Annotated in this window: 20 protein-coding genes and 1 other RNA gene; 6 read left to right on the forward strand and 15 right to left on the reverse strand. The window is 61.7% G+C overall.

The features are described from left to right. Window positions 1–1,990: hypothetical protein (locus AC04P6_RS06605; RefSeq protein ID WP_475565827.1), on the forward strand; the 1,990-nt coding region annotated here is incomplete at its 5' end. A gap of 181 nt (window positions 1,991–2,171) precedes the next feature. Continuing rightward, complete coding sequence (locus AC04P6_RS06610) at window positions 2,172–3,650, forward strand: FAD-dependent oxidoreductase (protein ID WP_475565828.1); 1,479 nt, start codon at window positions 2,172–2,174, stop codon at window positions 3,648–3,650. 126 nt (window positions 3,651–3,776) lie between these two features. Here AC04P6_RS06610 and AC04P6_RS06615 read toward each other — a convergent pair whose 3' ends face one another. From AC04P6_RS06615 to AC04P6_RS06645, 7 genes are all read right to left on the reverse strand, one after another. Further along, window positions 3,777–5,336, reverse strand: a complete 1,560-nt coding sequence (locus AC04P6_RS06615; RefSeq protein WP_475565830.1) for a LuxR C-terminal-related transcriptional regulator — start codon at window positions 5,334–5,336, stop codon at window positions 3,777–3,779. Window positions 5,337–5,344: 8 nt separating this feature from the next. Continuing rightward, window positions 5,345–7,366, reverse strand: coding sequence for a class I tRNA ligase family protein (locus AC04P6_RS06620; protein ID WP_475565831.1), 2,022 nt, complete (start codon window positions 7,364–7,366; stop codon window positions 5,345–5,347). Further along, entirely contained in the window at window positions 7,347–8,384 is a 1,038-nt protein-coding gene (gene sppA, locus AC04P6_RS06625; protein WP_475565832.1) for a signal peptide peptidase SppA, read from the reverse strand. Before sppA ends, AC04P6_RS06620 begins: the two co-directional genes overlap by 20 nt. Before the next feature lie 54 nt (window positions 8,385–8,438). Then, window positions 8,439–10,178, reverse strand: a complete 1,740-nt coding sequence (gene rho, locus AC04P6_RS06630) for a transcription termination factor Rho (protein ID WP_475565833.1) — start codon at window positions 10,176–10,178, stop codon at window positions 8,439–8,441. Continuing rightward, window positions 10,175–10,855, reverse strand: a complete 681-nt coding sequence (gene fsa, locus AC04P6_RS06635; RefSeq protein WP_475565835.1) for a fructose-6-phosphate aldolase — start codon at window positions 10,853–10,855, stop codon at window positions 10,175–10,177. Before fsa ends, rho begins: the two co-directional genes overlap by 4 nt. Window positions 10,856–11,064: 209 nt before the next feature. Beyond that, complete coding sequence (locus tag AC04P6_RS06640; RefSeq protein ID WP_475565848.1) at window positions 11,065–11,427, reverse strand: arsenate reductase family protein; 363 nt, start codon at window positions 11,425–11,427, stop codon at window positions 11,065–11,067. Window positions 11,428–11,481: 54 nt separating this feature from the next. Further along, window positions 11,482–12,249 carry an SDR family NAD(P)-dependent oxidoreductase gene (locus AC04P6_RS06645; protein ID WP_475565836.1) on the reverse strand — a complete coding sequence of 256 codons (768 nt, stop codon included), beginning with the start codon at window positions 12,247–12,249 and terminating at the stop codon, window positions 11,482–11,484. Between the two features lie 244 nt (window positions 12,250–12,493). On the opposite strand from AC04P6_RS06645, the gene AC04P6_RS06650 reads away from it, so the two are divergent. The 3 genes from AC04P6_RS06650 to AC04P6_RS06660 all read left to right on the forward strand — a co-directional run bounded on the left by AC04P6_RS06650 (window position 12,494) and on the right by AC04P6_RS06660 (window position 17,978). Then, window positions 12,494–14,077 carry a helix-turn-helix transcriptional regulator gene (locus AC04P6_RS06650; RefSeq protein ID WP_475565837.1) on the forward strand — a complete coding sequence of 528 codons (1,584 nt, stop codon included), beginning with the start codon at window positions 12,494–12,496 and terminating at the stop codon, window positions 14,075–14,077. Between the two features lie 191 nt (window positions 14,078–14,268). Continuing rightward, window positions 14,269–15,957 carry an FAD-dependent oxidoreductase gene (locus AC04P6_RS06655; protein WP_475565838.1) on the forward strand — a complete coding sequence of 563 codons (1,689 nt, stop codon included), beginning with the start codon at window positions 14,269–14,271 and terminating at the stop codon, window positions 15,955–15,957. Window positions 15,958–16,343: 386 nt separating this feature from the next. After that, the gene (locus tag AC04P6_RS06660) at window positions 16,344–17,978 is read left to right on the forward strand and encodes an amidohydrolase (RefSeq protein WP_475565839.1); all 1,635 of its coding nucleotides are present in this window, start codon (window positions 16,344–16,346) and stop codon (window positions 17,976–17,978) included. A gap of 79 nt (window positions 17,979–18,057) precedes the next feature. Here the strand turns inward: AC04P6_RS06660 and AC04P6_RS06665 are convergent, their stop codons facing one another. From AC04P6_RS06665 to rnpB, 3 genes are all read right to left on the reverse strand, one after another. After that, window positions 18,058–19,692: a class I adenylate-forming enzyme family protein gene (locus tag AC04P6_RS06665; protein WP_475565840.1), complete on the reverse strand. Its 1,635-nt coding sequence runs from the start codon at window positions 19,690–19,692 to the stop codon at window positions 18,058–18,060. Window positions 19,693–19,791: 99 nt separating this feature from the next. Then, the gene (gene thiD / locus AC04P6_RS06670; protein ID WP_475565841.1) at window positions 19,792–20,589 is read right to left on the reverse strand and encodes a bifunctional hydroxymethylpyrimidine kinase/phosphomethylpyrimidine kinase; all 798 of its coding nucleotides are present in this window, start codon (window positions 20,587–20,589) and stop codon (window positions 19,792–19,794) included. 148 nt (window positions 20,590–20,737) lie between these two features. After that, an RNA gene (gene rnpB, locus AC04P6_RS06675) (RNase P RNA component class A) lies at window positions 20,738–21,079 on the reverse strand. A gap of 61 nt (window positions 21,080–21,140) precedes the next feature. On the opposite strand from rnpB, the gene AC04P6_RS06680 reads away from it, so the two are divergent. Next, a complete protein-coding gene (locus AC04P6_RS06680; RefSeq protein ID WP_475565842.1) occupies window positions 21,141–21,812 on the forward strand; it encodes a thiamine diphosphokinase in 672 nt (223 codons plus the stop codon). Between the two features lie 98 nt (window positions 21,813–21,910). Here AC04P6_RS06680 and AC04P6_RS06685 read toward each other — a convergent pair whose 3' ends face one another. From AC04P6_RS06685 to AC04P6_RS06705, 5 genes are all read right to left on the reverse strand, one after another. After that, on the reverse strand, window positions 21,911–22,717 hold the full coding sequence (locus tag AC04P6_RS06685; protein WP_475565843.1) for a DivIVA domain-containing protein: 807 nt from the start codon (window positions 22,715–22,717) through the stop codon (window positions 21,911–21,913). 36 nt (window positions 22,718–22,753) lie between these two features. Then, entirely contained in the window at window positions 22,754–23,011 is a 258-nt protein-coding gene (locus AC04P6_RS06690) for a YggT family protein (protein WP_475565844.1), read from the reverse strand. Further along, the gene (locus AC04P6_RS06695) at window positions 23,011–23,973 is read right to left on the reverse strand and encodes a cell division protein SepF (protein WP_475565845.1); all 963 of its coding nucleotides are present in this window, start codon (window positions 23,971–23,973) and stop codon (window positions 23,011–23,013) included. Before AC04P6_RS06695 ends, AC04P6_RS06690 begins: the two co-directional genes overlap by 1 nt. A 79-nt stretch (window positions 23,974–24,052) precedes the next feature. After that, entirely contained in the window at window positions 24,053–24,742 is a 690-nt protein-coding gene (locus AC04P6_RS06700) for a YggS family pyridoxal phosphate-dependent enzyme (protein ID WP_475565846.1), read from the reverse strand. Window positions 24,743–24,796: 54 nt separating this feature from the next. Beyond that, window positions 24,797–25,666, reverse strand: an 870-nt coding sequence (locus AC04P6_RS06705; protein ID WP_475565847.1) for a purine nucleoside phosphorylase YfiH/LACC1 family protein, incomplete at its 5' end; no start/stop codon positions are given.

Raw genomic sequence — 25,666 nt, forward strand, 5'->3', positions numbered from 1 at the left:
GGGCATTTCCTCCCTTGGCGACGTTGAGGTCACCGGCGGCGAGGTATCCGGCGGATCCGGCGGCGACGGCGGCTCGGCCGAAAGCGGAGCTGGTGGCGCAGGCGGTGCGGGCGGTAGTTCGCTCACAGCCGCAGGCGGCACGGGCGGCGATGGCGGTAATTCCATTTCTGGCAACGGTGGCGATGGTGGCAATGGCGGCTCGTCCGACACCGGCGACGGTGGCGCGGGCGGCGCGGGAGGCTCCTCAACCGATGGTGACGGCGGCGCAGGCGGTACGGGCGGCACCTCTAACGAGGGCGACGGCGGCGCCGGTGGCACGGGTGGCAATTCCACTAATGGCTCCGCAGGCGCAGGTGGCGCGGGTGGTCTCTCCGCCAACGGCGACACGGGCGCAGGTGGTGCGGGTGGCTCCTCCGTGAACGGCACCGCAGGCGCAGGTGGCGCGGGAAGCCCCGTGGGCGATTCCGGCACCATCGACTACTCCCCCGCCGAGACCTTCGTGAGCACGTATCTGAAGAACGGCGCAAATATCTTCTCCGACGTCGATGGCACCAACTACGAGCAAATCATCTCGGGTTCCGACGCATGGGATGCCCTCTCTGACGTTCAGCAAGAGCACGTGAATCAGATGCTTACCGAGAACGACAACGCGGAGGGTGCCGACACGTACCCCGAGCTGCTGGCAACGGCAACCGCGGGTACGCTCTTCACGAGCCTGTTCCTCACCGATGACGAGGTTATCTATACATCAGCCACAGCAGCTAACTGCTCGAAGATTATCATGGGCTCCGAACCCTGGGATGCGCTTTCCGACGCCTCGAAGGCAGTGGTGAACGCGCAGCTCGTCGCCAACGGCAACAACGAGGACAACAACGCCTATCCCAAGCTGCTTGCGGCGGCCAACGCGATTCGCGAACCCGCGAACGACTTCATCGATACCTACCTTACGGGCGACAATGGCATCTTCAAGACGCCTACCGCAGAGAACAACGCGCAAATTGTTTCTGGCGCCGATGCTTGGGACGGCCTGTCCGCTGACACGCAGACCGTCGTGAATGGCGAGCTGGCTGCGAACGGCAACTCCGAGGCATATGACACCTACCCCGAGCTGCTGGCAGCAGCACAAGAGCAGGCCGCAAACGCACAGGACTTCGTGGACACGTACCTCACCAAGAACGACGAGGTCATCTCCGAGCCCAGCGCCGACACGGCCGCGAAGGTGATCAGCGGCAATGCAGCCTGGAACGATCTGACCACCGAAGAGCAGAACCTCGTAAACGCAACCCTTGCCGTCAATGGCAACCAGGACCCGTTCGATACATACGAGGGCCTGTACACGTACTCGCGCGCCATCCTGTTCGCGCAGACGTATCTTACCGAAAACGGCAGCCTGGTCACGGGCGTAACCGACTCTAACAAGCCGAATATTCTGGCAGGCGAAGAAGAATGGACGCGCATGTCGCAGGACGAGCACAACCTGGTAAACGGCATGCTTGCCGAGAATGACAACAACGCCGCTAACGACACGTACGAGGAATTGCTGTCCCAGGCGAAGGGCGAAAAAGAGCCGGAGGCTACTACGGTGACCGTCTGGCGCCTGTACGACTCGGTGAGCGGCGACCACCTGTACACCACGAGCAACGGAGAGCGCCAAGCCGCGATGGCGGGAGGCTGGAACGACGAGGGGGCGGGATTCCAGACGCCCTCATCCGACGGAGCGCCGGTCTACCGCGTGTTCAACCCCGTGGTGGGCGGGCACCACTACACCACGAGCGCAGCCGAGCGCGACTCGCTCGTGCGGGCGGGGTGGAACGACGAGGGCGTGGCCTTCCTCTCGGCCGAGCCCTCGGCGGGCGCGCCGGTCTACCGCCTCTACAACCCGAACGCGGGGACGGTGTGCCACTTGTTTACCACGAGCCTCACCGAGCGCAGCAACGTGGAGGCCTCGGGCTGGAGCGACGAGGGAATCGCCTTCTACGCCCTCGCGTAACGAACCATCCCGAGCCGGTAATTCCATGCAAAAGCCCAGGTAAAACAAGACCACCCGAAAAACCACCCGCACGTTTTCGGCATTCCACCCGCTATCGTGTCTGCTGCGGAAGCGTCCAACCCCATAGCCTGAACCCATCGCAAGACAAAAGCTGCAACACAGGTCTACGGGAAGGAACAACATGGACAACATCACCTCGAGCCCGCTTTCGCGTCGCTCGTTCGCGAGCCTCATGGGCATGAGCATCGTCTCCGCTGCCGCATTCGCCACGCTCTCCGGCTTCCGCGATGCGGAAAAAGTCGCCGCCACGCACGACTACGACGTCGTAATCATCGGCAGCGGTGGCGCGGGCACGTCGGCTGCGGCATTCGCCGCCAAGGCGGGCGCAAAGACCATCTGCCTCGAGAAGCTCGCATGGCAGGGCGGTTCGAGCTCGCTGGCACTGGGCACGTTCTACGGCTCGGGCACCGTGCAGCAGAAGGAGCTGGGCATCGAGGACACCCCCGAAGACCTGTACAACTACTTCATGAAGAGCGGCGGCCAGTACGTCAGCGCCGAAATGAACCGCTTCATGGCCGACCACGCCGGTGAGACCATCGACTGGCTGCGCGAGGACCTCAAGGTTCCCTTCAAGGACACCATCAAGGGCAACGGCACCGACAAGGTGCAGCGCGGCCACATGTGCGCCAATGCCGCCATCGATGCGCTCACCGCAGTGCGCGGCCTGGCCAACGACAACGGCGCGGAATTCCGCTTCAACTGCACCGCCGAGGCGCTCATCAAGAACGACGAAGGCCGCATCGTGGGCGTGAAGACGCGCACCGACAAGGGCGTTGAAATCTACAACGCGAAGACCGTCATCGTTGCCAGCGGCGGTTTCGCGCGTAACGAGCAGATGATCGAACAGTACTGCCCCGACTTCGAGGGCGTATACACCGAGGTGGGCGTGGGCCTCATGGGCGACGGCGTGCGCATGGGCCTCGACGCCGGCGCAGCCTACTACGGCAACGGCGGCGTGAACGGCATCCTCGCCTGCCAGGTCGACCCGGGCCAGTCTTCCCTCATCAACAAGAACACGCTATGGGTAAACTCCCAGGGCGAACGCTTCGCAAACGAAGCGGGCGAATCGCACTTCATCTTCTACACGGTTGCCAAGTACCCCGACCAGCACTTCTACGCCATCTACGACCAGGCCATGGTCGACCAGCTGAAGGATGCCCAGAAGGGCAGCTTCCAGCACGGCCTGGAAATGGGCATCTTCGCCAAGGGCGACACCGTGGAAGAAGCTGCCGCCAAGCTCGGCATCGACGCATCGGCCACCCAGGATGCATGGGACGCCTACAATGCCATGGCCGAAGCTGGCGAGGACACCATGTTCCACAAGAAGGCCGACATGCTCTCGCCTCACACGCAGGCACCGTATTACGTGCTCACCATGGGCGTTTGCACGCACGGCACCTTCGGCGGCCTGCAGACGAACACCGACTTCCAGGTGCTCGACAACAGCGGCAACGTCATCCCTGGCCTCTACTCCGCCGGCGAAGTATGCTGCGGCACCTTCATCTACCAGAACTACCAGGCTGGCGGCTGTGGCTTGAACTTCAGCTACACCTCGGGCCGCTTCGCAGGCGCCAACGCCGCAAACGAAGCGCTCGCCTAAAACCCGGCATCATGCCGCATCCCCTCTGCGGATTTTGCACAACGCCCCCGTTCCCTGCAGCGGAACGGGGGCGTCTTCGCATGTGCGCATTGGCTATTCCAGGCGGATACGTACCCGATTAGAAGGCTAGCGGCGATAGTACTTCTCTCGAAGCTGGCTTTTGTTATGCACGTCCATCTTGCTGTACGCGTTCTTCACGTAGCCGCGCACGGTGTTTTCGGAAATGAAGAGCTCCTCGCCCACCTGGGCCTTGCTCTTCCCCTGCATGATGCAATCGACAACCTCGGCCTCGCGCTTGGTAAGCCCATACACCTCGACAAGGTCGACGCGCTGCGGCGCATCATCGCTAGCGCCAGGCAAACGCTCCTCGACGCCAGCTAACGCGACGGTTGCCACATCGGATCGCAGGCCCTCGAACATCTCGCGCCTGCGGGGAATGCTGTTCGTGAACATGACGGCAATGCTCATGGTAAGCGCCAGGATCATGAGAACGTCGATGAACGTGGTGACGTCATTGTGCGGCGGCACGATCATCACGAAGAAACGACCCGCTTCGCGCGCCAAGAGAAACACCGACCAGGCGGCCCCCAGGAACACGTACGGCACCACGCTCGCATGGCGGGCGATGTCGTAGCACGTGAACCAAAGCACGGAAAGCATGATCGAGTTCACGATGGCAATGCCCGTGGAGCCAAGCGACAAGCCAAGCCAGTTCAGCGACGTGAGCAGGATGATGCTCACGGCAACGAGCAGGAGCATGCAACGCCAGAGCGTGCTGTAGCGGATGAAGCGATTGCGCACGAGCACCAGGTACAGCCCGCCGAACGAGAACAACATGACGCTCGCCTGATGCAGCGTCTGGAATACCGGCGCAAGCTCGAACGAGGAACCATACGGGAAGCCACGCGCGATACCAATGGCGAACTCGATGAACGCCAAACCCAGAAGCAAGCGCACCCAGGTGGTAGGCGGCTCTTCGTCGTAGCGCGTATCGGCAGGAGCAGGGTCAAGCTCCCCTTCCCCAAGGCGGTCCTGCGTGAGGCGCAGCGACCATGCGAGCATCGCGAACGACACGGTGGGCATGATAACGCTCACCATCCCGCCCACGCGCTCGGGCAGATACCCCAGCACCATGCCGCCCAACGCGCCCAGCGCAAGCGACACGAGCGCGTAGAAGAACGATTCATCAGGCGAAAGACGCAGGTAGAATTCCATCCACTGGCCACCGCCCCACACGAGGCCGCAACCGGCGAGCACGCAGGCAAGCGCATTGAACGTGCCGGGATGAAGCTGCGAATCCACCAGGAACAGAATGCTCGCCACCGTCATCGCGGAAACGGAGAACCACGAAAGAAGGCGTCGGGCGTTCCGCGGGAAGCCGCATTTCATGATGAGCACAACCAGAAGCGCCATGAGGATTACGCGCGAGGCGTTAATCACCACGCTCGTCATGCCAGCGTCGGTGAACGCGTAGCGGTCGTAGAGCATGCACTGAATCCAGATGCGAATGGCCGCCAAACCCAAGAACGACCAGGAGAAATCGTGAAGGATAGCCTGAATGCGCGGTGTCTTGCCTAGCGAGCGAGCACCGCCGTTCGGCATATGGGAACGCGAAGGAGACGGAGTGGAAGACTGCGCATCTTCCACTCCGTCGGCATGCAAAACCACGTCCCTAACATCCCCCACCGCAGATGCTACTTCTTAATCTGCGAGGGGTGCGGGGCAAAGAAGTCGGTGCGGGGAGGAAGCTCGCGCACCAGATGGCGTGCCTCTTCCAGCTCGGCCGTACCGCACAGCTCTTCCATGCTGTCGAAGTCGTAGTTCCAGCTGAAGAACTCGTCGAATTCGAAGTTCAGATAATCGCAGATCTTTTCCGTGCCGCGCGGAACCACGGGATGCATGAGCAGCGTGGCGATGCGCAGCAGGTAGAAGCAATCGATGAGCAGCTGGCGGCGCGCTTCGTCGTCGGCGTTGGCCTCGACCACGCGGATGCCGTCGCTCCAGTACTTGTTGGCGTAGCGAATGAAGTCGTCCATCTGCGAGAGGATGGAATGCAGCTCGACCTTCTTCATCGTGGCATCGTAGAGCGCCAGCGCCTCGAGCGCCTTGTTACGCACCTCGGGCGTAACGGCACCCAGGGGCATGTAGCAATCGAAATGGTTCTTGGCCTCGTAGAGGCAGCTGCGGGCAAGGCGGTTGAACACGCGCGTGAGCAGGGCGCCTTCCTTCAGAACCGGGTCGGAGACACGCGGGTCGCTGCGCTTGTCGGCATCGGGCTCGAACGCCTTCGGCTTGAAGCCCACCGAACGCTGGTCGAGGCCAAGGGCGAGCCAATGGGCGCGCAGCTGCTCGACCGTGTAATGCTCCAGCAGCTGGTCGGCCGTGGGAGGCTTGACCTTGCTGGAAGACGAGGCCTTCTTGTCGCCCAGAAGCATGTGGTAGTTGGCCACGAGCTGCGTCTGACGCAGGTCATCGCCCGCGGGCTCGAGACGGCGCTCGTTGTCGCGCTGCAGGGCCGCAAAGAGCGCAGGCTGCGCAACGCCATAGAAGTAAATGTTGTCCTGGCCAATGAACTGGTACACGCGCGCGTCGTCGTCGCACCAGAAGCTGCGCCATTCGTCGCGCGGCAGGCCCATCTTGTCGTTCGCGGCAATGGTGAACGAAATGGGCGCCCACAGGCTTTCGGGCCAGCACCAGACGGTAAGGCCTTCCGAGCCCTCGAGCTCAGGGGCCTTCACGCCCCATTCGATGTTGCCCGTGATGCGGAAGGGCACGAGCGCCTTGCCCGTGCGGAAGCGAATCGATGCGCCGGCAAGCACGTCACGCGCTTCGTCGCGGCTATCGATGTCGGCGAATTCCAGCTCGAAGCTCTGCTTGCCGCCCTGCGCAGGGCGGTACGTATGCGCGGGGAGCTGCGACTGCACTTCCAAATACGCCTCGTAGGCCTCGTTCTTCACGAAGATGATGGGCGGCACCAGGAACTCGCGCACGGTTTCCGTGACAACGGAGCGCACGTCGGGGTCGAGCTCTTCCTTATGCACCAGTTCGCGCAGGTAATCGGCGAATCCGGGCAGGTCGAAATACCAGTTGTACACGGGACGCATCTCGGGAACCGTGTCGGTGATGGAGGAACGCGGCGCGATGAGGTCGACCGGAGAATACTGATGTCCCAGGTCGCACTCATCGGCGTAGGCGTTTTCGCTCTTGCAGCCCTGCACGGGGCAGCGCCCATGCACCTGACGGCCATTCAGAAACGTCTGGGCTTCCGCGTCGTAGAACTGAAGCGTTTCCTGCTTGCGCAGGTAGCCGTTTTCGTACAGTCGATTGATGACGTCGTTCGACATCTCCTGATGCACTTCGCCGGCATGGTCGAGACCACTGCCCTCGAAAATGTCGAGACTGATGTCGTACGTATCGAGCGTGGCCTTCTGGGCGTCGTGGTTGCGGCGTACGTAATCGGCGATGGAACCTTCGAACTCACCGGCTTCCACCAGCTTGCGATAGCCCTCGTTGATGGGAGAGCCATAGCAGTCGGTGCCCGAGACGAAACGCACGTTTTCGGCCCCGATGCGATCGCGCAGGAAACGGGCGAAGCAGTCGGCGGGAACGAACACGCCTCCCACATGCCCGAAGTGCAGCGGCTTGTTGCCATAGGGCATGCCCGCGGTGACAACCGCGCGCCTGGGCCACTCCACGCTACTGGGCGATTCCATCATTATCGTTCAGCTCCTTCAACGCCGCGGCAAGATCGGCGGCGGTAATTGACGTATTACTGTTTGACGATGATAGCAGCTCGAACAAGCTGGAAAAGCTATCTGCGGAAATCTGCAGGTTCTTACTGCAATACGAGTCGTCGCGCACGCCGGCGAGCGAAGCCGCATACGCAATGGCGTCTTCGCGCGTGCCCACCGCGTCGGCAAGCCCATTGGAAACCGACTGCGTCCCCGTGAAGGGCAGGCCCGTGGCCAGGGCGCGCACGTCTTCCTCGCTCATGTTGCGACCAGCCATGACATTCTGGATGAACACGTCGTTGATCTGGTTCACCATGTCCTGGTAGTACGCGATTTCGTCGTCGGAAAGAGGACGCGAGCCATACGAGGAATCCTTGCTGTCGGCACTGGCGATGTTGGTGATATCGACGCCCAGCAACTCGAGCAGCTGCGAATAGTCGATCATCTGCAGGATGGTGCCGATGCTTCCGATTTCGGTGGTCTGCGCCACGAAGATGTAGTCGGCCTGCGAGGAGATCTCGTAGGCAGCGGAGCAGTTCACCGACGCGCTAGACACGACGACGGGCTTGCTGAAATCGCGAACGTACGTGGCCATTTCCTCGCCCGCCGTTGCCGTGCCGCCACCGGAATTCACGCGCAGCACAACCGCAACGATATTCGGATCTGCCTCCGCTTCGTCGAGCAGGTACTTCAACCCCTCGGGACTGCACGACGTGCCATCGTACTGAATGGTGCCGCCGAGGTCGATAACGGCCACGGTATTGGGTTCGGACGCATACGAGCCATCGGTGGACACGAGCGCCTTCGTGCACGAGGCGATGGAGAACACGATAACGGCTACGAGCGCCAGGATGATAACGGGGGCAACCCACCTGCGCTTGCGCGGCGGTTCCATGTACGCAACCTGCGGCGCGGAGCCTACAGGCGCTTCGGGCGCGGGCGGTACGGGCGAAGAAGGAGCCGGCGTAGGCGCGACCGGCTTCGCGTAGAATTGATCGGCCATTCAGAACTCCTTATATACGCTCCCGCGCCACGCGTGCGCGGGAGCAATGAAACACTACAGTTCGAACTTGTCGTCGGAACGGCGCCCCTGCGCCTTCTTGGCGGTACGCAGCAGGAACTCCTGGTTGGTTTCCGTCTGCTTGAGGGACTTGATGAGCATGTCCATAGCGCGTTCCGTGTTGTTCATGTTGGCAAGGATGCGGCGAACGGCCCAGATGAGCGGCGCCTCCTGCGGGTCGAGCAGCAGATCTTCCTTGCGCGTGCCACTGGCAACGGGGTCGATTGCCGGGTAGATGCGGCGGTCGGCCAGGTTGCGGTCGAGCTTGAGCTCCATGTTGCCCGTGCCCTTGAACTCCTCGAAGATGACCTCGTCCATCTTGGATCCGGTATCGATGAGGGCGGAAGCAAGAATGGTGAGGCTGCCACCATGCTCGATGTTGCGGGCTGCGCCCAGGAAGCGCTTGGGCGGATAAAGCGCCGTGGAATCGACGCCACCGGAAAGGATACGACCGCTGGCGGGCTGCGCCAGGTTGTAGGCGCGCGCGAGACGCGTGATGCTGTCGAGCAGGATGACGACGTCTTCGCCCATTTCCACCAGGCGCTTCGCGCGCTCGATGACCATTTCGGCAACCGCGATGTGGTTGTCGGAGGGCATGTCGAACGTGGATGCGATAACCTCGCCCTTGATGGAGCGCTGCATGTCGGTAACTTCCTCGGGGCGCTCGTCGACGAGCAGGCACATGAGGTGCACCTCGGGGTTGTTGGCCGAAATGGCCGCGGCAATCTGCTTCAGCACGGTGGTCTTGCCAGCCTTCGGGGGCGACACGATAAGACCGCGCTGGCCCTTGCCGATGGGGGCCACCAGGTCGATTACGCGCGACGTAGTGGTGGTACGGCCATGCTCCATGTTCAGGCGCTCGTCGGGGTACACGGGCGTGAGGTCCTTGAAGTGAGGACGACGGCCCATCTCCTCCAGAGGAACGCCGTTCACGGCATGCACGTGCTGGATGGCGGCGAACTTCTCGTTTTCGCGAGCGGGACGCACCTGGCCGCGGATGAAGTCGCCCTTGCGCAGATGGTTGCGGCGAATGAGCGAGGTGCCCACATAGCAGTCATGCTCGCCGGGCAGGTAGCCCTCGGTGCGCAGGAAGCCATAGCCATCGGAAAGGATGTCGAGCACGCCTTCGACCTCGACGAAACCTTCCTTCTTCACGCTGGCATCGTAGACAGCCTGAACGAGGGCAGCCTTCAGCATGCCCTTGGAATCGATTTCGAGCTCGGCGGCCTTCTCGCGCAGCTCCGCCACCTTCAGCTTGGAAAGGTCTTCCAGGCTGGTCTTGGGCGCAACTTCGCGACGCTCGTTGCGGTTGTTGCGGCCGCGACGCTGATGGCGGTTATTGTTCTTGCCGCCATTGCCGGCGTTCGCGCCGTTGTTCCCATTGTTGCCGTTGCCCTTCTTGCCATTCTGCTTCTGCTGACGGGAACCCGTCTGCACGCGCGAATGACGGCGCGGGGTGCGCTCGCCCTGGGAAGAGGACTCCCCTTCCGCGGACTTGGGCTCCTCGGAAGAGCGCGCGGAATCGGCGCCATCCTTCTGGGGCTTTTCGGCCTCATCGGACTTGGCGGCCTTCGCGGGCTTCTTCGCCTTCTTGGGGGCTTCGGCCTCGCCTGCGGCGGCGTTCGCTTCGGGCTTGGGCGTTTCCACCTGCTTGGAAGCGCGACGCGCGCGGGGCTTGCGCTTAGGAGCTTCGGGGGCAGCTTCCGCTACCGGTTGCTGCTGTTCGGTTTCGCTCATGCGTTCTGTACTTTCTCCCAGTCCTTCATGAAGGAATCGAGACCACGGTCGGTGAGCGGATGCTGGACCATTTTCTTCAGCACGCCGAAGGGCACGGTGGCGATGTCGGCACCCATGAGCGCGCACTGCGTTACGTGGTTGGCGCTGCGCACGGATGCGGCGATGATTTCGATCTGCTCGCCGTTAACGGTGCTGGAGGTGAAGTCGTAGTTGTTGATGGCCGTTACGATGTTGGCCACCTGCTCGAGGCCGTCTTCCGAGATGTCGTCGAAGCGGCCGATGAAGGGGCTGATGTAACGGGCGCCAGCGCGAGCCGCCAGGATGGCCTGGGGTACGCTGAAGCAGAGGGTCATGTTAACGGGAACGCCGTGCTTGGCAAGTTCCTTGGTGGCTGCGAGGCCTTCCACCATGGTGGGGACCTTCACGACCACGTTGTCGGCGATTTCGGCGAGTTCCAGGCCGTCGCGCACGATTTCATCGCGCGTCATGGCAACGCTTTCGGCCGAAACGGGGCCGTCGACGATGTCGCAAATGCGCTTGATGTGGTTGTGGAAGTCGCTCAGCTTTCCGCCGATGCGGGAATAGAGCGTGGGGTTGGTGGTAACACCCGCGATAGCACCCCAGCTGGCTGCTTCCTCGATTTCATTCAGGTCGGCAGTGTCCAAGAAAAACTTCACTTGGATTTCCTCCTTTAACATGGGAATAGGTGCGCGACATGCGCTGATACATCTACCTGATGCATTTCAAAATGGGAATTCGCTCGCGACTCGTAATGCGCGAACGTATAAATAGTACCAAACGACACCAGGGATGCAAGGAAAATCCCAGGGAGCCCATATAAGTTAACGCGCGTGCGAACCGAATGGCGCGCACGGAATTAGCGCTCCTACAGAAGCGCCTTCTCCCACTCGCTTTCTCGGAAGCCCACGAGAACGAAGTCGGGGCCAATCACCAGGGGCCGCTTCACGAGCATGCCATCTTCGGCAAGGAGGTTGTAGCACTCATCGAGCCCCAGGCCAGCGTCAAGCTGCGCCTTGATGTTGCGCTCGCGATAGAGCATGCCGCTCGTGTTGAAGAAGCGGCGTATGGGAAGCCCGGATAATTCGTGCCAGGCGCGAAGCTCCCCCGCCTGCGGGTGCTGTTCGACGATATGACGCGCCTCGAACGCGACGTTATGGGATTCCAGCCAGGCGCGCGCCTTGCGGCACGTGCTGCACTTCGGGTATTCCAGAAAGAGAACCGCCATGATGCTTCCTTTCATTCGGAACGGGCGCACGGCATGCAAGCGCCACCGCAGCCGCGCCTACAGGCGACGCAGCCCCTCCCACATCCACATGGCCACGGGAGCTGGGACGATCTTGCTTGCGAAACGCAGCAGGAAGCCACTCACGCAGCACGTGGCAACTGGGTAATTCATGCGATTGACGAATAGCGACCAACGCACGACGCGCTTAGGCGAAATGACGGGCGCGGGATGGCGCACGGTCGAACCGTTCGCGGTCTGGCGCGCGACGTCGATGAACTCCGTGCGCACCCAGATGGGGCACACTGCCGTGACGTGAATGCCGCGCCCGCGAAGCTCGAAGCGCAGAGCGCGCGTGTACGAGAGCACGAGCGATTTCGTGGCCGCATACACATCGAGCCCGGGCATAGGCAGAAACGCCGCACTCGAGGCGATTTGCAGGATGCGCGAGCCGCGTTGCATGTAGGGAAGCACCGTCTGCGTAAGGCAGACGAGCGCCCGGCAGTTCACGTCGATCATGCTGGAGACTTCCTCGAGCGAAAGATCGGCATACGTACCGAACTTGGCGAAGCCGGAAGCATTCACCAGCAAGCCCACCTGGGGCGCGCATTCTTCGAGAAGGGACGTGATTTCGCCGAACGAAGAGGATTGCGCCAGGTCGAGCGCAATGCAGCGCACGGGCGTGGAGCACGAGGAGGCAAGCTCTTCCAAGCGTTCGAGGCGACGGGCGATGACCCAGATTTCGTCGTAATTGCCGCTCACGTCGACGGCATGGGCGTACTCGCGGCCCAGGCCGCTCGACGCTCCCGTGATTATCGCGATCTTCATGTGCGCCATAGTAGCGCGTTACCCCAACAAGCTCAATGCGCGAGCCAAGAGCATCGCCAATTTGTTTCCTTTTTCGAAAAAGGCAGGCCATCGCGCATACTCGCATCTCTCGAACTGGGAAAACGCAAAGCAAAACCATGCAGCGGCCTTCCATTCCCTTCCTTTTTCGAAAAAGGAAGACCTCTATACAACTCCATCGAAAGCATGAGAGAATACCCAAGCCGCTATGCGAAGGAGGAATCGCGTGTCACACGTCGAACGCAATGAGGGCATGCCCCCGTACTGCTACACCGGGTTCAACTTGCTGGTGCTCTGGAACTTTGTATCGTTCTCGCTCGATAGCACCCAGGTATTCTCACGCGGCATCGCACTCGACGTCACGAGCATCGCCTGGATCTGCTTCGCCATCGCGCAAGCCGTGGGCATGATTGCCCTCGCCATAGCCTCACGCACGCCACGCATGCGAAATGCCCTCGCCTCCTCACGCGCAACACGCACTTCCGTTGGCGCGGCCGCGATTCTCGTATCCCTTGGAACTATTCTCATGGCATGGGACTTCACCGGAGTGGGAATATGCGGTGCCATCGTTGCCGGCCTTTCGGCGTCGTGGCTCTGGGCATCATGGGCGCAATTCTACGCCGAGCTGGAAACGGGCGAAGCCGAACGCGCCATCATGCGTTCGATGTTCGTCTCGCTCGCAGGCGCGGCCGTGCTCCTCGCGCTGCCCGCCACTGTGCGCTTCCTCTGTGCCCAGGCCATCCCCCTCCTTTCCGCAGGCTGCTCCATCGCGGCCACCACGTGGGCGACAAAGCGCGAACCAGGCGAAGCCGCCACCCAATCCAAGGAAAGCGAAAAGCGCATCGGAGCCATCGCCCTTGCCGACAACGCTCTCGTGAAAATGTACGGGCCAGCTGAAGGCACCGCACGCAGCATCCGCATCGCCAAGATGGCCATGGGACTCGCCGCCCCCGCCTTCTGCGCGTTTCTCATCACGCCCTTCATCGCCAACCCGCTTTCCGGTGCACAAGACGGCTTCTACCCACTCATCATCCTCGCCTCGTTCGTGCTCGCAGCGCTCCTCACGTGGCTCTTCCTGCGCGTATCCCCCAGCGTCACGCTCGCGTTCATCTTCCGCTGGCAGATGCCGCTGCTGGCCCTGGCATGCGCCTCCATCGTCATCGGCATGCCCATGGCCGTATCTTCGCTGGCCCTGAATGCCGCGCTCATCGTCATCTCGGAATTCACGTGGATCTGCCTCTGCCGCGCCATGCGCGCAAACAACGCCTTCGCACTCACCGCATTCCTGGGCGGCTACGCGCTGTTCGACATCGGCTCGGCCCTGGGTTCCGTCGCTGCCGCCGGATATGCCCCGGCATTTGGCGGCGCTTCGGTTCCCGCCGTGCAAACCGCTGGCGTCGTGCTGCTGCTCATCACCATCGCCCTCGTGGTCATGCTCCCCGGCTTGGGCGGCAAACCGCAAACGGCCCCGGCTACCCTGCCCGCAAAGAAGGCATCGTCTTCGGGTGAGCGCCTTGGCGACGAAGGCGCATCCTCCGCCGCGGAAGCAAGCAAGAATAACGCCGCCGCCGAAAGCGACGAGGAAGGCGACCCGCTCGTTGACGAAGAGTTCTTCCGCTTCTACGGCATCACGCCGCGCGAGCGCGAAATCATCGCCTTCCTCATGCGCGGAAGGTCCGTCCCCTACATCCGCGACGAGCTCTTCATTTCTCAGAACACCGTCAAGACGCACATCAAGCATATCTACGCGAAGACGAACGTCGGAAGCCGCCAAGAATTGCTCGACCTTATCGAGAGCATGCGTCCGTAAGCGCTCTTCCGGCATCACCCACTAGCGCCGAACACCGCGCCAATCTGGCAAAATACAGCCTTTTACCTGGGGAGATAAATATCACCCTTTTAGCGGTATACGCTCCTTCCCCGAAATTCATACACTTGCGCCATTCCATCCGCAAAACGGCTGGGCCGAACGCGGATGCAAGGTATCGAATGGAGGAGAATATGAATCAGAAACTGTCACGTAGGGCCTTTCTAACGGGTGCGGCCATTACGGGAGGAACGATTGCTTCCGCCGCCCTCGCAGGTTGCGCGCAGCCGAAATCGGGTTCTTCGCGCACCGCGGAAGCCACCGAGACGACGAGCGCCGATAACTGGTGGGGCGAAGCCGCCGACGAGTCCTCGTTCACCATTTCCCAGGAAATCGAGACCGAAATCCTCGTATGCGGTTGCGGCCACGCGGGCATGACGGCAGCCCTCGTCGCTTCCGAGCAGGGCGCCGACGTCCTCGTTATCGAGAAGACGGGCACCTACGGCCTGTTCCGCACGTTCCCCGGCGCCGTTGATAGCAAGGTGCAGAAGGACGCGGGCGTCGAGATCAACAAGCAGGAACTCTCCAACGACATCATGCGCTACGCGAGCGGCCGCGCCAACCAGACGCTCATCAACCTCTGGCTCAACGAGAGCGCCGAATGGTTCGACTGGTTCACCAACGTCATCGCCCCCGAAGGCGTGCGCATGACCGCCGAGCCCGACGTGGGCACCGGCTGGCATGGCTGCTACCGCGCTTGGCCTACCTCGATGGTCGAGCACATCCCCGAGGACAAGGCCGACCACTCCGCCGCCACGCCCAGCATGGGCCCCATCCTGGTGGACATCGCCGAGCGCCAAGGCGCCAAGTTCATGTACAACACCGAGCTCGTGCAGTTCACGAAGAACGGTGAGAAGGTCGTTGGCTGCATCGCCAAGACCAAGGAAGGCTACGCGCGCATCACCGCCAGCAAGGGCGTGCTGCTCTGCACGGGCGGCTACGAAGGCAACGCCGAGCTTATGGAAACGCTGAATCCCGCCGCTTCCTGCACCGTGGCCTGCGCTCAGTACATGATGCAGAACGACGGTTCCGGCATGAAGGCCGGCATCTGGGCTGGCGGCATCAAGGACCCCAACCCCACGGCCATGCTCTTCGACCGCGGCGCGCTCGCTCCCGACGCGCAGACGGGCTTCCCCGTACAGGGCCAGCTCTTCTGGATGGGCAGCCAGCCGTTCCTGAAGGTGAACACGCAGGGCAAGCGCATCGGCAACGAAGACGTGCCCTACGACAACATGATCGCCTCCGCCAGCATCCAGAAGGATCACATCTGGTGCTCCATCTGGGACGCTAACTGGAAGGACCACGTAAAGCAGTTCCACACGCTGTGCTGCTCGCGCATCGAGCCCAGCCCCACTCCCGACGCATGGTCGTTCACCTACGAAGCCATCGAGGGCATGAACGCCGGCCTGAAGCAGCAGGGCATCCTCTTCGAGTGCGACACCCTGGAAGAACTCGCCCAGAAGCTGGAGATTCCCGTCGATGACTTCGTGAACACGGTGAACGAGTACAACGCCCTGTGCGCCGCCGGCGAAGACACCCAGTTCGGCAAGGAAGCCAAGGACCTGCTCCCCCTCACCACCCCGCCGTACTGCGGCGTGCGCGTGGGCAGCGCCCTGCTCTGCACGCTCGACGGCCTGCGCATCGACGAAGACTGCCACCTGGTCACCGAAGATGGCGAAATCATCGAGGGCCTGTGGGCTGCCGGCAACTGCACGGGCGGCTTCTTCAGCGACAACTACCCCGAACTCATCCCCGGCATCGCCAGTGGCCGCACCGCCACCGAGGCACGCCACGCAATTCTCAACATGCTCGGCCTGAAATAAAACGGGCACCGCGGAAACCCGTCGGCTCCACCCCCTCCCTCCCCTAGCCGACGGGCAAACCCCGGTTGCAGCTTAGCGAAATCGGTCACCCCTCTGCAGACGATCCGCTGCCCTGCCTTTTTCAGAAAAGGCAGGGCACGCTGCATTTGACGGACATGTTTTCCCAGTTCGGATACTTCCCAAGCCGAAAAAGTAGCAAAAGGCAAGCCGGCAAGCCTGCCTTTTCTGAAAAAGGCACCGCCCGAACAGCCTCGCAATCCGCTCAGCGCCTCCCTCCCCGAATCTTCCCGAAGGAAGCCCGCTACCGCTCGCCCTCGCCCGATGGAAAGCGGATGCAGATAGCACCACGTGCTACACTCTGCTCGTGAGAGTAGAAAGGGTTGTCTATGTTCGCCGACGCAATCGTCATCACAAAGAACCTCTTCACGGGCCTAGAAGACACCGCACGACCCGGCGCGTTCGCCGTGCAGGGCGAGCGCATCCTTGCCGTGGGTAGCGAAGCCGACATGATGGCATACGCGCAGTGCTCCACGCGCATCATCGACGCGGGAGACGCCTTCGTATGCCCTGGCCTGCACGATTCCCACCTGCACTTCTTCCATTCCGCGCTCTACGAATCGCCGCTCGCCATGCGTTACTGCGGCACGAGCGAGCAAGACTGCGTAGCCGCGCTCGCGCCCCTGGCCGCACGTCGCCCCGAGGGAAGCTGGCTTCTCTGCCAGGGCTGGCGAAGCGCGCATTGGAACCCTGCCGTCGAGCCCACGAAGCGCTCGCTCGACGAGGCATACCCCAACCAGCCCGTTGCCATGTATTCGGGCGACGCGCACACGCTCTGGCTGAACAGCGTCGCGCTAGAAAAGCTCGGAATTGACAACGACGCGCCCGACCCCGAAGGCGGCACCTACGACCGCGATGAATCGGACGAGCTCACGGGCATCGTACGCGAAGCCGCGGCCATGGCGCTCATGCCGAAGATCGTCTCCTCGTTCACGCCCGAAGAAATCGCAGGTGCGTACCGTGCATTCATGGAAGAGTGCGTCTCGCATGGCGTCACAAGCGTCTGCGATATGTCGCTCATGGCACTGCCCGGGCTCGATTTCGTGCGCGACGACATTTTCGAGATGCTTCGCGCGCGCGGCGAGCTGAACATCCGCGTGCACATGTTCCCCACCCTGCTGCAGGACACGTCGCGCCTAATCAACATGCAGAAGACGTATACGGGCACCTCTTTGCGCGCATGTGGATTCAAGCAGTTCTTCGACGGCGTTTCGAGCCAGCACACCGCCTGGATCGCCGAGCCGTACGCGAACGCACGCACGGAAGACGATTGCGGACGCCCCACCATCGACCCATCCGACATGCGCAACCTGGTAATGAACGCCCAGGACATGGGGCAAGCCGTGCGCGTGCACGCCATCGGCGACGAAGCCATCCACGTCATCCTCGACATCTTCGAGGAAGCGCTCGAAGCATATGGTCCTCTTCCCGAAGGCAGGCACCATTGCATCGAACACTTGGAGAACTTCCAGCCCGCCGACATCGCGCGCCTCGGAAAGCTCGGCATCGTGGCCGCCGTGCAGCCCATGCACATCACGCTCGACCCCGGCGCGCCTGAAGCCGACCTGGGCAGCGAACGCGTTCCCTACATGTGGCCGTTCCGGACGCTGCTCGACACGGGAGCGACGCTCGCATTCGGCACCGATAGCCCCGTCGTGGGCATCGACCCCCGCACCGGCCTGTTCACCGCCGTAACGCGCCAGTTCCTACCAGCAAAGGAGCCGCACGACGGGTGGCTCCCCAACGAGCGCATCTCGCAAGCCGAAGCCCTGCGAGCCTACACGCTGGGAAGCGCACGCGCCTGCAGCCGCGCCAATGAGCTGGGCACCATCGAAGAGGGCAAACTCGCCGACTTCGTCATCTGGGATACCAACCTCGTCTCCTGCGAACCCGACGAGCTGCTTAACACACAAGTGAAAGCCACGTACATGGGTGGACGCCTCGTGTACGGCGTGCAGGCGTAGCAGGCAGGCAAACACAACAAAGAAGCGGGTTGGAAGCTCACCTTCCAACCCGCTTTATCATGCTTGCCTCTTGTGAACGCTATGCGCGATTCTCCTCGTCGACCAGGTGCTCCACGCCATACATCTGACGCAGGCGAGGCTTTTCGATCTTGCCCGTGGCGTTACGCGGCACATCCGCGAAGATGACCTTGCGCGGGCGCTTGTAACGCGGCAACGAGAGGCAGAAATCGTTGAACTCGTCCTCGCTCAGCTGCTCGCCGGGCTTCAGCTCGACGATTGCGCACGTGATTTCGCCCAGGCGCTCGTCGGGCAGGCCGATGACGGCCACGTCCTTGATAGCCGGATGCGCCGAGAGGAAATCCTCGATCTGCACCGGGTAGATATTCTCGCCACCGCTGATGACCACGTCTTTCTTGCGGTCGACCAGCCACAGGAAGCCATCTTCGTCCTGGCGCGCCATATCGCCCGTGAACAGCCAGCCATCACGGATGGTCTTCGCCGTTTCCTCGGGATCGCCGTAGTAGCAACGCATGATGCCAGGGCCCTTCACGGCGAGCTCGCCCACCTGCCCCTGCTTCACGTCGGCACCGTCCTCGTTCACGACACGCGCCTCCCAGCCATAGCCGGGCACGCCGATAGCACCCACGTGATCGATGTTCTCGACGCCCAAATGCACGCACCCAGGGCCCGTGGATTCCGAAAGGCCGTAATTCGTATCGTACTCATGGTGCGGGAAGATGCCCTCCCAGCGGCTGATGAGGCTCTTGGGCACCGGCTGCGCGCCGATGTGCATGAGGCGCCACTGGTCGAGCTCGTAATCTTCGAGCTTCAGCTCGCCCGACTCCAGCGCCACCAGAATATCCTGCGCCCAGGGAACGAGCAGCCATACGATGGTGCAGTGCTCTTCGCTGATGGCGTCGAAGATGATCTGCGGCTTGATGCCGCGAAGGATAACCGCGGGGCCGCCGGCAACAAGACTGCCGAACCAGTGCATCTTCGCGCCCGTGTGATACAGGGGCGGAATGAGCAGGAACGTGTCGTCGTGCGTCTGGCCATGATGCTTCTGCTCCAGCACCGCCGACTGCGAGAGACTGCGATGTGCATGCAGAATGGCCTTGGGAAAGCCCGTCGTTCCACTGCTGAAGTAAATGGCCGCGTCATCGTCTTCCGTAATGGGAATCATCGGGTCGTTGCTCGAGCAGTTATTGGCCAGCACGCCGTAGTCTTCCGCGAACGTAGGGCAATCGTCGCCCACGTAAAATAGCAGGCGATGCGCCGCATGGCGCGGCACGATTTCCTCCACGCGCCCCGTGAATTCGGGGCCGAACACGAGCACGTCCACATCCGCCTTATCCATGCAGTAGGCGATTTCCTCGGCGGTATAGCGGAAGTTGAGCGGAACCACCATTGCGCCGCATTTCAGGACACCGAAGTAGATGGGAAGCCATTCCAGGCAGTTCATAAGGAGGATGGCCACCTTATCGCCCGAACCCACGCCGCGCGATAGAAGCAGATTGGCGAAGCGGTTCGCCTTCTCGTCGAATACGCCCCAGGTGATCGTGCGACGATACGGCTGCGTTTCCGTGGACTGGATAAGGTCGTAATCGCGCCAGGTGATGCGCCTGGGCTCCTGAATCGCCGGATTGCGCTCGATGAGCGCTACCTCGTCGCGGTACTGCACGGCATTGCGTCGCAGAAGGTCGGTAATGGGCATATCGGTTCCTCTCGGTATTTCGTTATGCAGCATAGTAGCGCACGCACGACGAAATGCACGCACGATATCGTTGAACAGCCTTTTTCGGTTCTTTTCGAGCTAGCGCGTCTGCCACATATGGTCGAGTGGTCCACTTCCCGAACCCAAGCCGGGGTCGTGCTCGAGCGCACCCGTGATGTACGTCTTCGCCTTCGACACGGCCGATTGCATGTCGAAATCCCTCGCGAGGCCGCAGGCAATGGCGCTGGAAAGCGTGCACCCCGCCCCATGCGTGTTGGGCGTGTCGATATGCCTATGACGCAGCCACACCTCGCGACCGTGCTCGGTGAGCAGCAAATCGTCGGCGGCGTCTTCAAGGCGCCCGCCCTTCACCAGCACCCATTTGCCCGTGCCGCCCATAGCCTCCTGAATCTTCTGCGCGGCGGAAACCATGTCCTCCTTGCTGGAGATGGGCTGCTGGGCAAGCACGACGGCTTCGGGAATGTTGGGCGTCACGATGTCCGCCAGGGGAAGGAGCCTCTCGATAAGCGCATCGACCGCTTCATCGGCCATGAGCACCGAGCCGCTCGAGGCAACCATCACCGGGTCGAGAACCACATGCTCCGCCTTCGCCTCCGCAAGGGAATCGGCGATGGCGGCCACGATACCACTCGAGCCGACCATGCCGATTTTCACGGCCATGGGGCGAATATCATCGAATACCGTCTTTATCTGCAGCGATACGAACTTGGGGTCGGTTTCCACGACCCCGTAGACACCCTGGGTATTCTGAGCCGTGATGGCGGTAACAACCGTTTCGGCGTACAGGCCATGAGAGGCAATCGTCTTGATGTCGGCCTGGATACCCGCGCCGCCACTCGAATCGGAACCCGCGATGGATAGCACTGCTGGAATCATGAGCACTCCTCCCCCGATGACACGACGTTTCGCCGTTTTGTTCTGCATCTAGTGTAGCGCTCTTTTCGCGCAACGAGGGTGAAATGCGAATAGTCGGGTAGCGTTTTTCCCGCACAATGCGAGAAGACGCGCGCAATGAATACGAAGGAGAAGAAGCGGGTCTATAAGCCGGGTTCTGTCGTTTAAGACAACTATTTATCTAGGACGCATCTTGCGATGCGCCTCGAGCGCGCAACCCGAATGCACGGCGGGCCACCGCATAGCACTCCTATTTGCGCTTGCTTCGGATGGGGTTTACCAAGCTACGCCGTTGCCGACGCACTGGTGCGCTCTTACCGCACCGTTTCAGCTTTTCCAGCACGAGGCTGGAGTCTTCTTTTCTGTGGCACTGTCCATCGGATCGCTCCGCCCAGCCGTTAGCTGGCATCCTGCCCTATGAAGCCCGGACTTTCCTCATGCCTAAAAGGCCCGCAGTTGTCCGACCCGCTTCAGGTACGCTATTCTAGCAAACATATTCATCGCGTATCCCGAAGAACAGACAAGGAGCACGTATGCGCAGGGCCGCCCTGGTAGGGTCCGTCGATTTCAACGAGAAGCATTACGCACGGCAGAACATCGGCTTCACCATCGCCGTCGACGGAGGATTCGCCCAGCTTGAGCGTGCGGGAATTCGCCCCGACATAACCCTTGGCGACTTCGACTCCCTGGGATTCGTACCCAATGCCACGCACACGCGCGTCTATCCGCACATGAAAGACGAAAGCGACATGGAGCTTGCCTGCATGGCCGCGCAAGACGAAGGATGCGATGAGCTGCTGCTTTACGGCTGCCTCTCGCAGCGCCTCGACCACACCATCGCAAACATGCAGCTCCTGCTGGGGCTCGCACGTGCGGGCGTACGCGCATATGGCATCGGCGACTCATTCGCCATTACCGCGCTTTCATCAAATTCCATCGACCGGATCGAGTTCGAGGCATTCGACCCCGCCCCTCTCGATAGCGGCCCCTATGGACGCTACCTTTCCGTCTTCGCCTGCGGAGGCCCGGCGAACAGCGTCACCGAACGGGGGCTCGCCTACGCGCTGAACAGCGAGGCATTGCCCGACGACATCTCGCGTGGGCTCTCGAACGAGTTCACGGGCGAAGCCTCGAGCGTGCACGTGAACGAGGGCAGCCTCATCGTCACGTTTCCCTTGGGCGCCTGGGATCACCTGAAACGCTAGACGCCGACCACGGCGTCTACCCGCCTTTATGTAGCAAGCGCGCATACGAAAACAGGGCCGGTCTCCCGGCCCTGTTGCATTCATGGTGTTAAAAGCGATTAGTCGACGTCGTCGAATTCGAAGCCGTCGTCGGTGTCGCCGAAACCGCTGAAGTCCTTTTCGACGTTGGTGGCCTTCGGCGTTGCAGGCGTTACCACGGCCGCAGAGGAAACGGTGGGCGTGGTGTACGCTGCAGCAGCGGATTCGCCCGCGTAGCCATAGGCATCCGCGCCAGAGGATACGGGAGGCGTGAGGCTGCGGCTAGAGGAGATGATGTGGCTGCCACGGGAAGCGCCAGCCTTGCCAGCCTGCAGGTCGGACAGGATATCCTGCGAGCTGCCGATGAAATCGGAAAGCATGTCGGTGAAGCGGTCGCGCGCGGCCTCGCGGTCGTCTTCGAGCTTCTTGATCTGCTCGAGCACGCGCTGCTTTTCCTCGTTCGCCTTGTCGAGAATGCGCTGGGCTTCGTTCTGAGCGTCCTGACGCGTGGTTTCGGCTGCGCCATTGGCGTTGGCCAGAATCTCGTCGGCGGAGCGCTGGGCGATGATGAGCGCCTGCGCAATGGCGGAGTCTTCGGCCTTATGGTCGGCAACCTGGGCTTCCAGCTCGCGAATGCGAGCATCACGCTCGGCGATATCGGCATCGGTGACGCCACCGGAAACGATGTCGGCCTTCACGGGCTCGGCAGCCTTTGCGCTTGCGCGCTTGGCATCTTCGAGCTCGACCAGGAGTCGCTCTACGCGCTGCGCCTGCTCGTCGAGTTCAGCGGCGATGCGCTCGAGGAACACGTCGACTTCGTCGACGTTGTAGCCCTTGCGGTCGATGGAGAAGCTCACATTGTTCACGTCAGCGGAAGTGAGTGCCATGGGAAACCCTTTCATTTCTTATGCTGTACAGCGCGTCTAGAAAAGACGAACTAGCAAACCTACGAGTAATTGTAATACAACCAGCGCAATTATGGGCGTGATATCGATTGCGCCGCCCAGGGGCGGAATCAGCTTCCGGAAGATGTTCAGGTACGGATCGCAAATCTTCTGGAAGAAGCGGAAGATATCGGCCATAACGCCATCTCGCCTAATGGGGAACCACGTGAGGATGCAGTAGACGAGGATGAGAAGCGAATAGACGTGCGCTATCTGGTAGATGACGTACCCTACCACTACATCACGCCCTTCGCGCGCAGGTCGCGAATCTCGTCTTCGGTGAGAGCATTGCCGCGCGTGATGGCGAATACCTTTTCAGCCACGGCATCGACGCCCGCGTCGAGCGCGGAAGCCACGCCGAACGAGAAGTCGAGAATGCGCTTCGAAAGCTGGTTGGGCGTATCGTGCAGGCTGAGCACCACGGCGTCGCCCGCCTTCAGGTTGCGCGCCACGCTTTCCACTTCAGCGTACTCGTGCGGGGCGATTACGACCACCTTGCGCGAGGGAGCATGCGAGGAAACGCCCGTGCCCTCGTAGGCCTTGTACGGATCGTACGACCCAGCGGGACGGTTATAGCGAGCCGCATGCGTGCCCTGCCCCACGGCAGAAGCAGCAGCGGGAACGCTCTTTTCCTTCGACGTGGGCGTAAGGGCCGCACGCGTGGGCGAAGAGTCGAACAGCGAGTTATACCCGCCGGAACGCGCGGTGCGCGTGGTGGATGCAATGGGATCTTCCTCGGGGCGGTCCTGCGCGGGAACGCCGTCGATTTCAGCGCCCGAGGGGGTGAAATCGCTGGCACGGCCTACGCTTGCGCGACCCAGGCCGGAAGAACGACGCGAAGTATCGCGCGAGAGCGAACGGGGACGGGGCGCATTCGCGCGCACGTCTTCGATGCTCACCAGCGCGGGATGAGAGGCCGTGGAACGGCGCTCGGTTACATTGGACGTGGAAGTGCTGCTGCTATACGTGGATCGACGGCGCGAACCAGCAGAACGCGTGGTAACGGGCTGGTACGCATCGTACGAAGAGCCCGCGGGGGCGTCGTCGTATTCTTCCTCGTAGTCATCGTACTCGTCATAGTCATCGTATTCGTCGGCATAGCCGTCATCGTAGGCGCTACCGCCCAGACCGAGTTTGTTCTTGATGCCGTCAAACATGCCCGAGCCCTGCCCCGAACGTCCGAAACCTGACAATGCCATGGCTGCTCCATCCTATCCGAATGCGCGTACAGCGCGATTCACCAATAAATTCCGCCGTGGCGGATTAACATGCCCCTTCTCAGGCGAAATCCTCACTGAAGATAGCGCGTCCAATACGTACTATAGTAGACCCCTCTGAAATGGCACAACGCCAGTCTTCGCTCATGCCCATAGAAAGTTCAGACAAGGGAGAGGCCTGCGCAACGCCCCATTCGCGGTTGATCCTATCCTTGAGTTCCCGCAGATGAGCAAAGGTTTCGCGCGCAACGGCCAGGTCGCCCTGGGGCGCCATGGTCATGAGGCCGCGCACGCGCACATGCGCGAGCCCTTCCGCGACGGAAAGAAGCTCGTCGATCTGCGCCGGGGCGATGCCGCCCTTGCTCTCCTCGCCCGAAACGTTCACTTCCAGAAGGATATCCTGTACCTTCCCCGCCTGCTCGGCAGCCGCATCGATCTTGGGAAGATGCGAGGCCTTGTACACGGAATGCATGAGCGTGGCGCACGGAACGATGTCGTGGATGCGACGCGACTGGAGATTGCCGATGAAGTGCCATTCCTGGGAGGGATAGGCCGCATGCTTTTCCATAAGCTGCTCGGGGCGGTTTTCGCCGAACGCGAACGCACCGGCATCGATGGCCTCTTGCACGCGCGGGGCCTGAACCGTTTTCGAAACGGCGAGAAGCTTCACTTCGGAAGGATCGCGCCCGCAATCGACGCACGCCTGCGCGACTTCGGCGGCAACGCGTGCATATTGCTCGTAAATCGTCATTACTCGAAAAGCCTTCTTTCTCGTTTAAAGTTCGTTTCGGCTTGAGATATGAACCTATTGTCTCACAGCGAGCGCCCCGTGTCTTCCGCAAATGCCCTGCTGGGCGCGATACGAATAGAACTTATCCGTATTGCAGGAAGTGCAAACGCCCGCATCGGCAATGCGTTTCGGGGAAAGGCCCGCATGCCCAAGATCGCTGCGCACGACGTAGCCCAAGTCGACATGGCGCGCATCGGGAGCGCAATCTTCGCCGAAGGCAATAGAGAAGCGCTGCATGAGGTCGTGGCTGACCTCAAAGCAATCGGCATGAATGTACGGCCCGATGTAGGCATTGCATTCGCGCGGCTGGCAGCACGAGTACTCGCAGAGCGTGAGGAGCGCGCGCACGGCGATATGGCCATACGCCCCGCGCCAGCCCGCATGCACTACCGCGAACGCGCCGTTGGGCGCCACGAGGATGACGGGCATGCAATCAGCGAAGACGAGAAGGGCCGCGCACTGGGAGTCTTCCACGACCAGGGCGTCGACGCCCTGCTGGGCCGCCTCGCGCACGGAATCGGCTTCGTTGGCGTAACGCCAGATGGCCACATCGGTGCCATGCACCTGGCGCGGCGATACGAGCTGCGCATCGGGAAAGCCAAGCGACGCAAGGAGCTTCGTGCGGTTACCCCGCACCACGGCGGCATCGTCGTCGACGTATTCGCCCAGGTTAAGGGAGTCGAACGGGGTTACGCTGAACCCACCCGCACGCTCGGTGAATGCCACGCGCACGCCGGTAGCCTCGAAGAGCGCTTCATCGGTGTACGCGTAGATGGGCTCTTCCGAAGGAGTTGCATCGGAACGCAGAAAACGGCCCCGGGACAAGCTTGGAAGCGGAAGTCCTTGGGCCGTTTTCATGATTGCCTCTTTTTCGTTAGCGCTGAC

The sequence above is a fragment of the Denitrobacterium sp. genome (assembly GCF_056180635.1).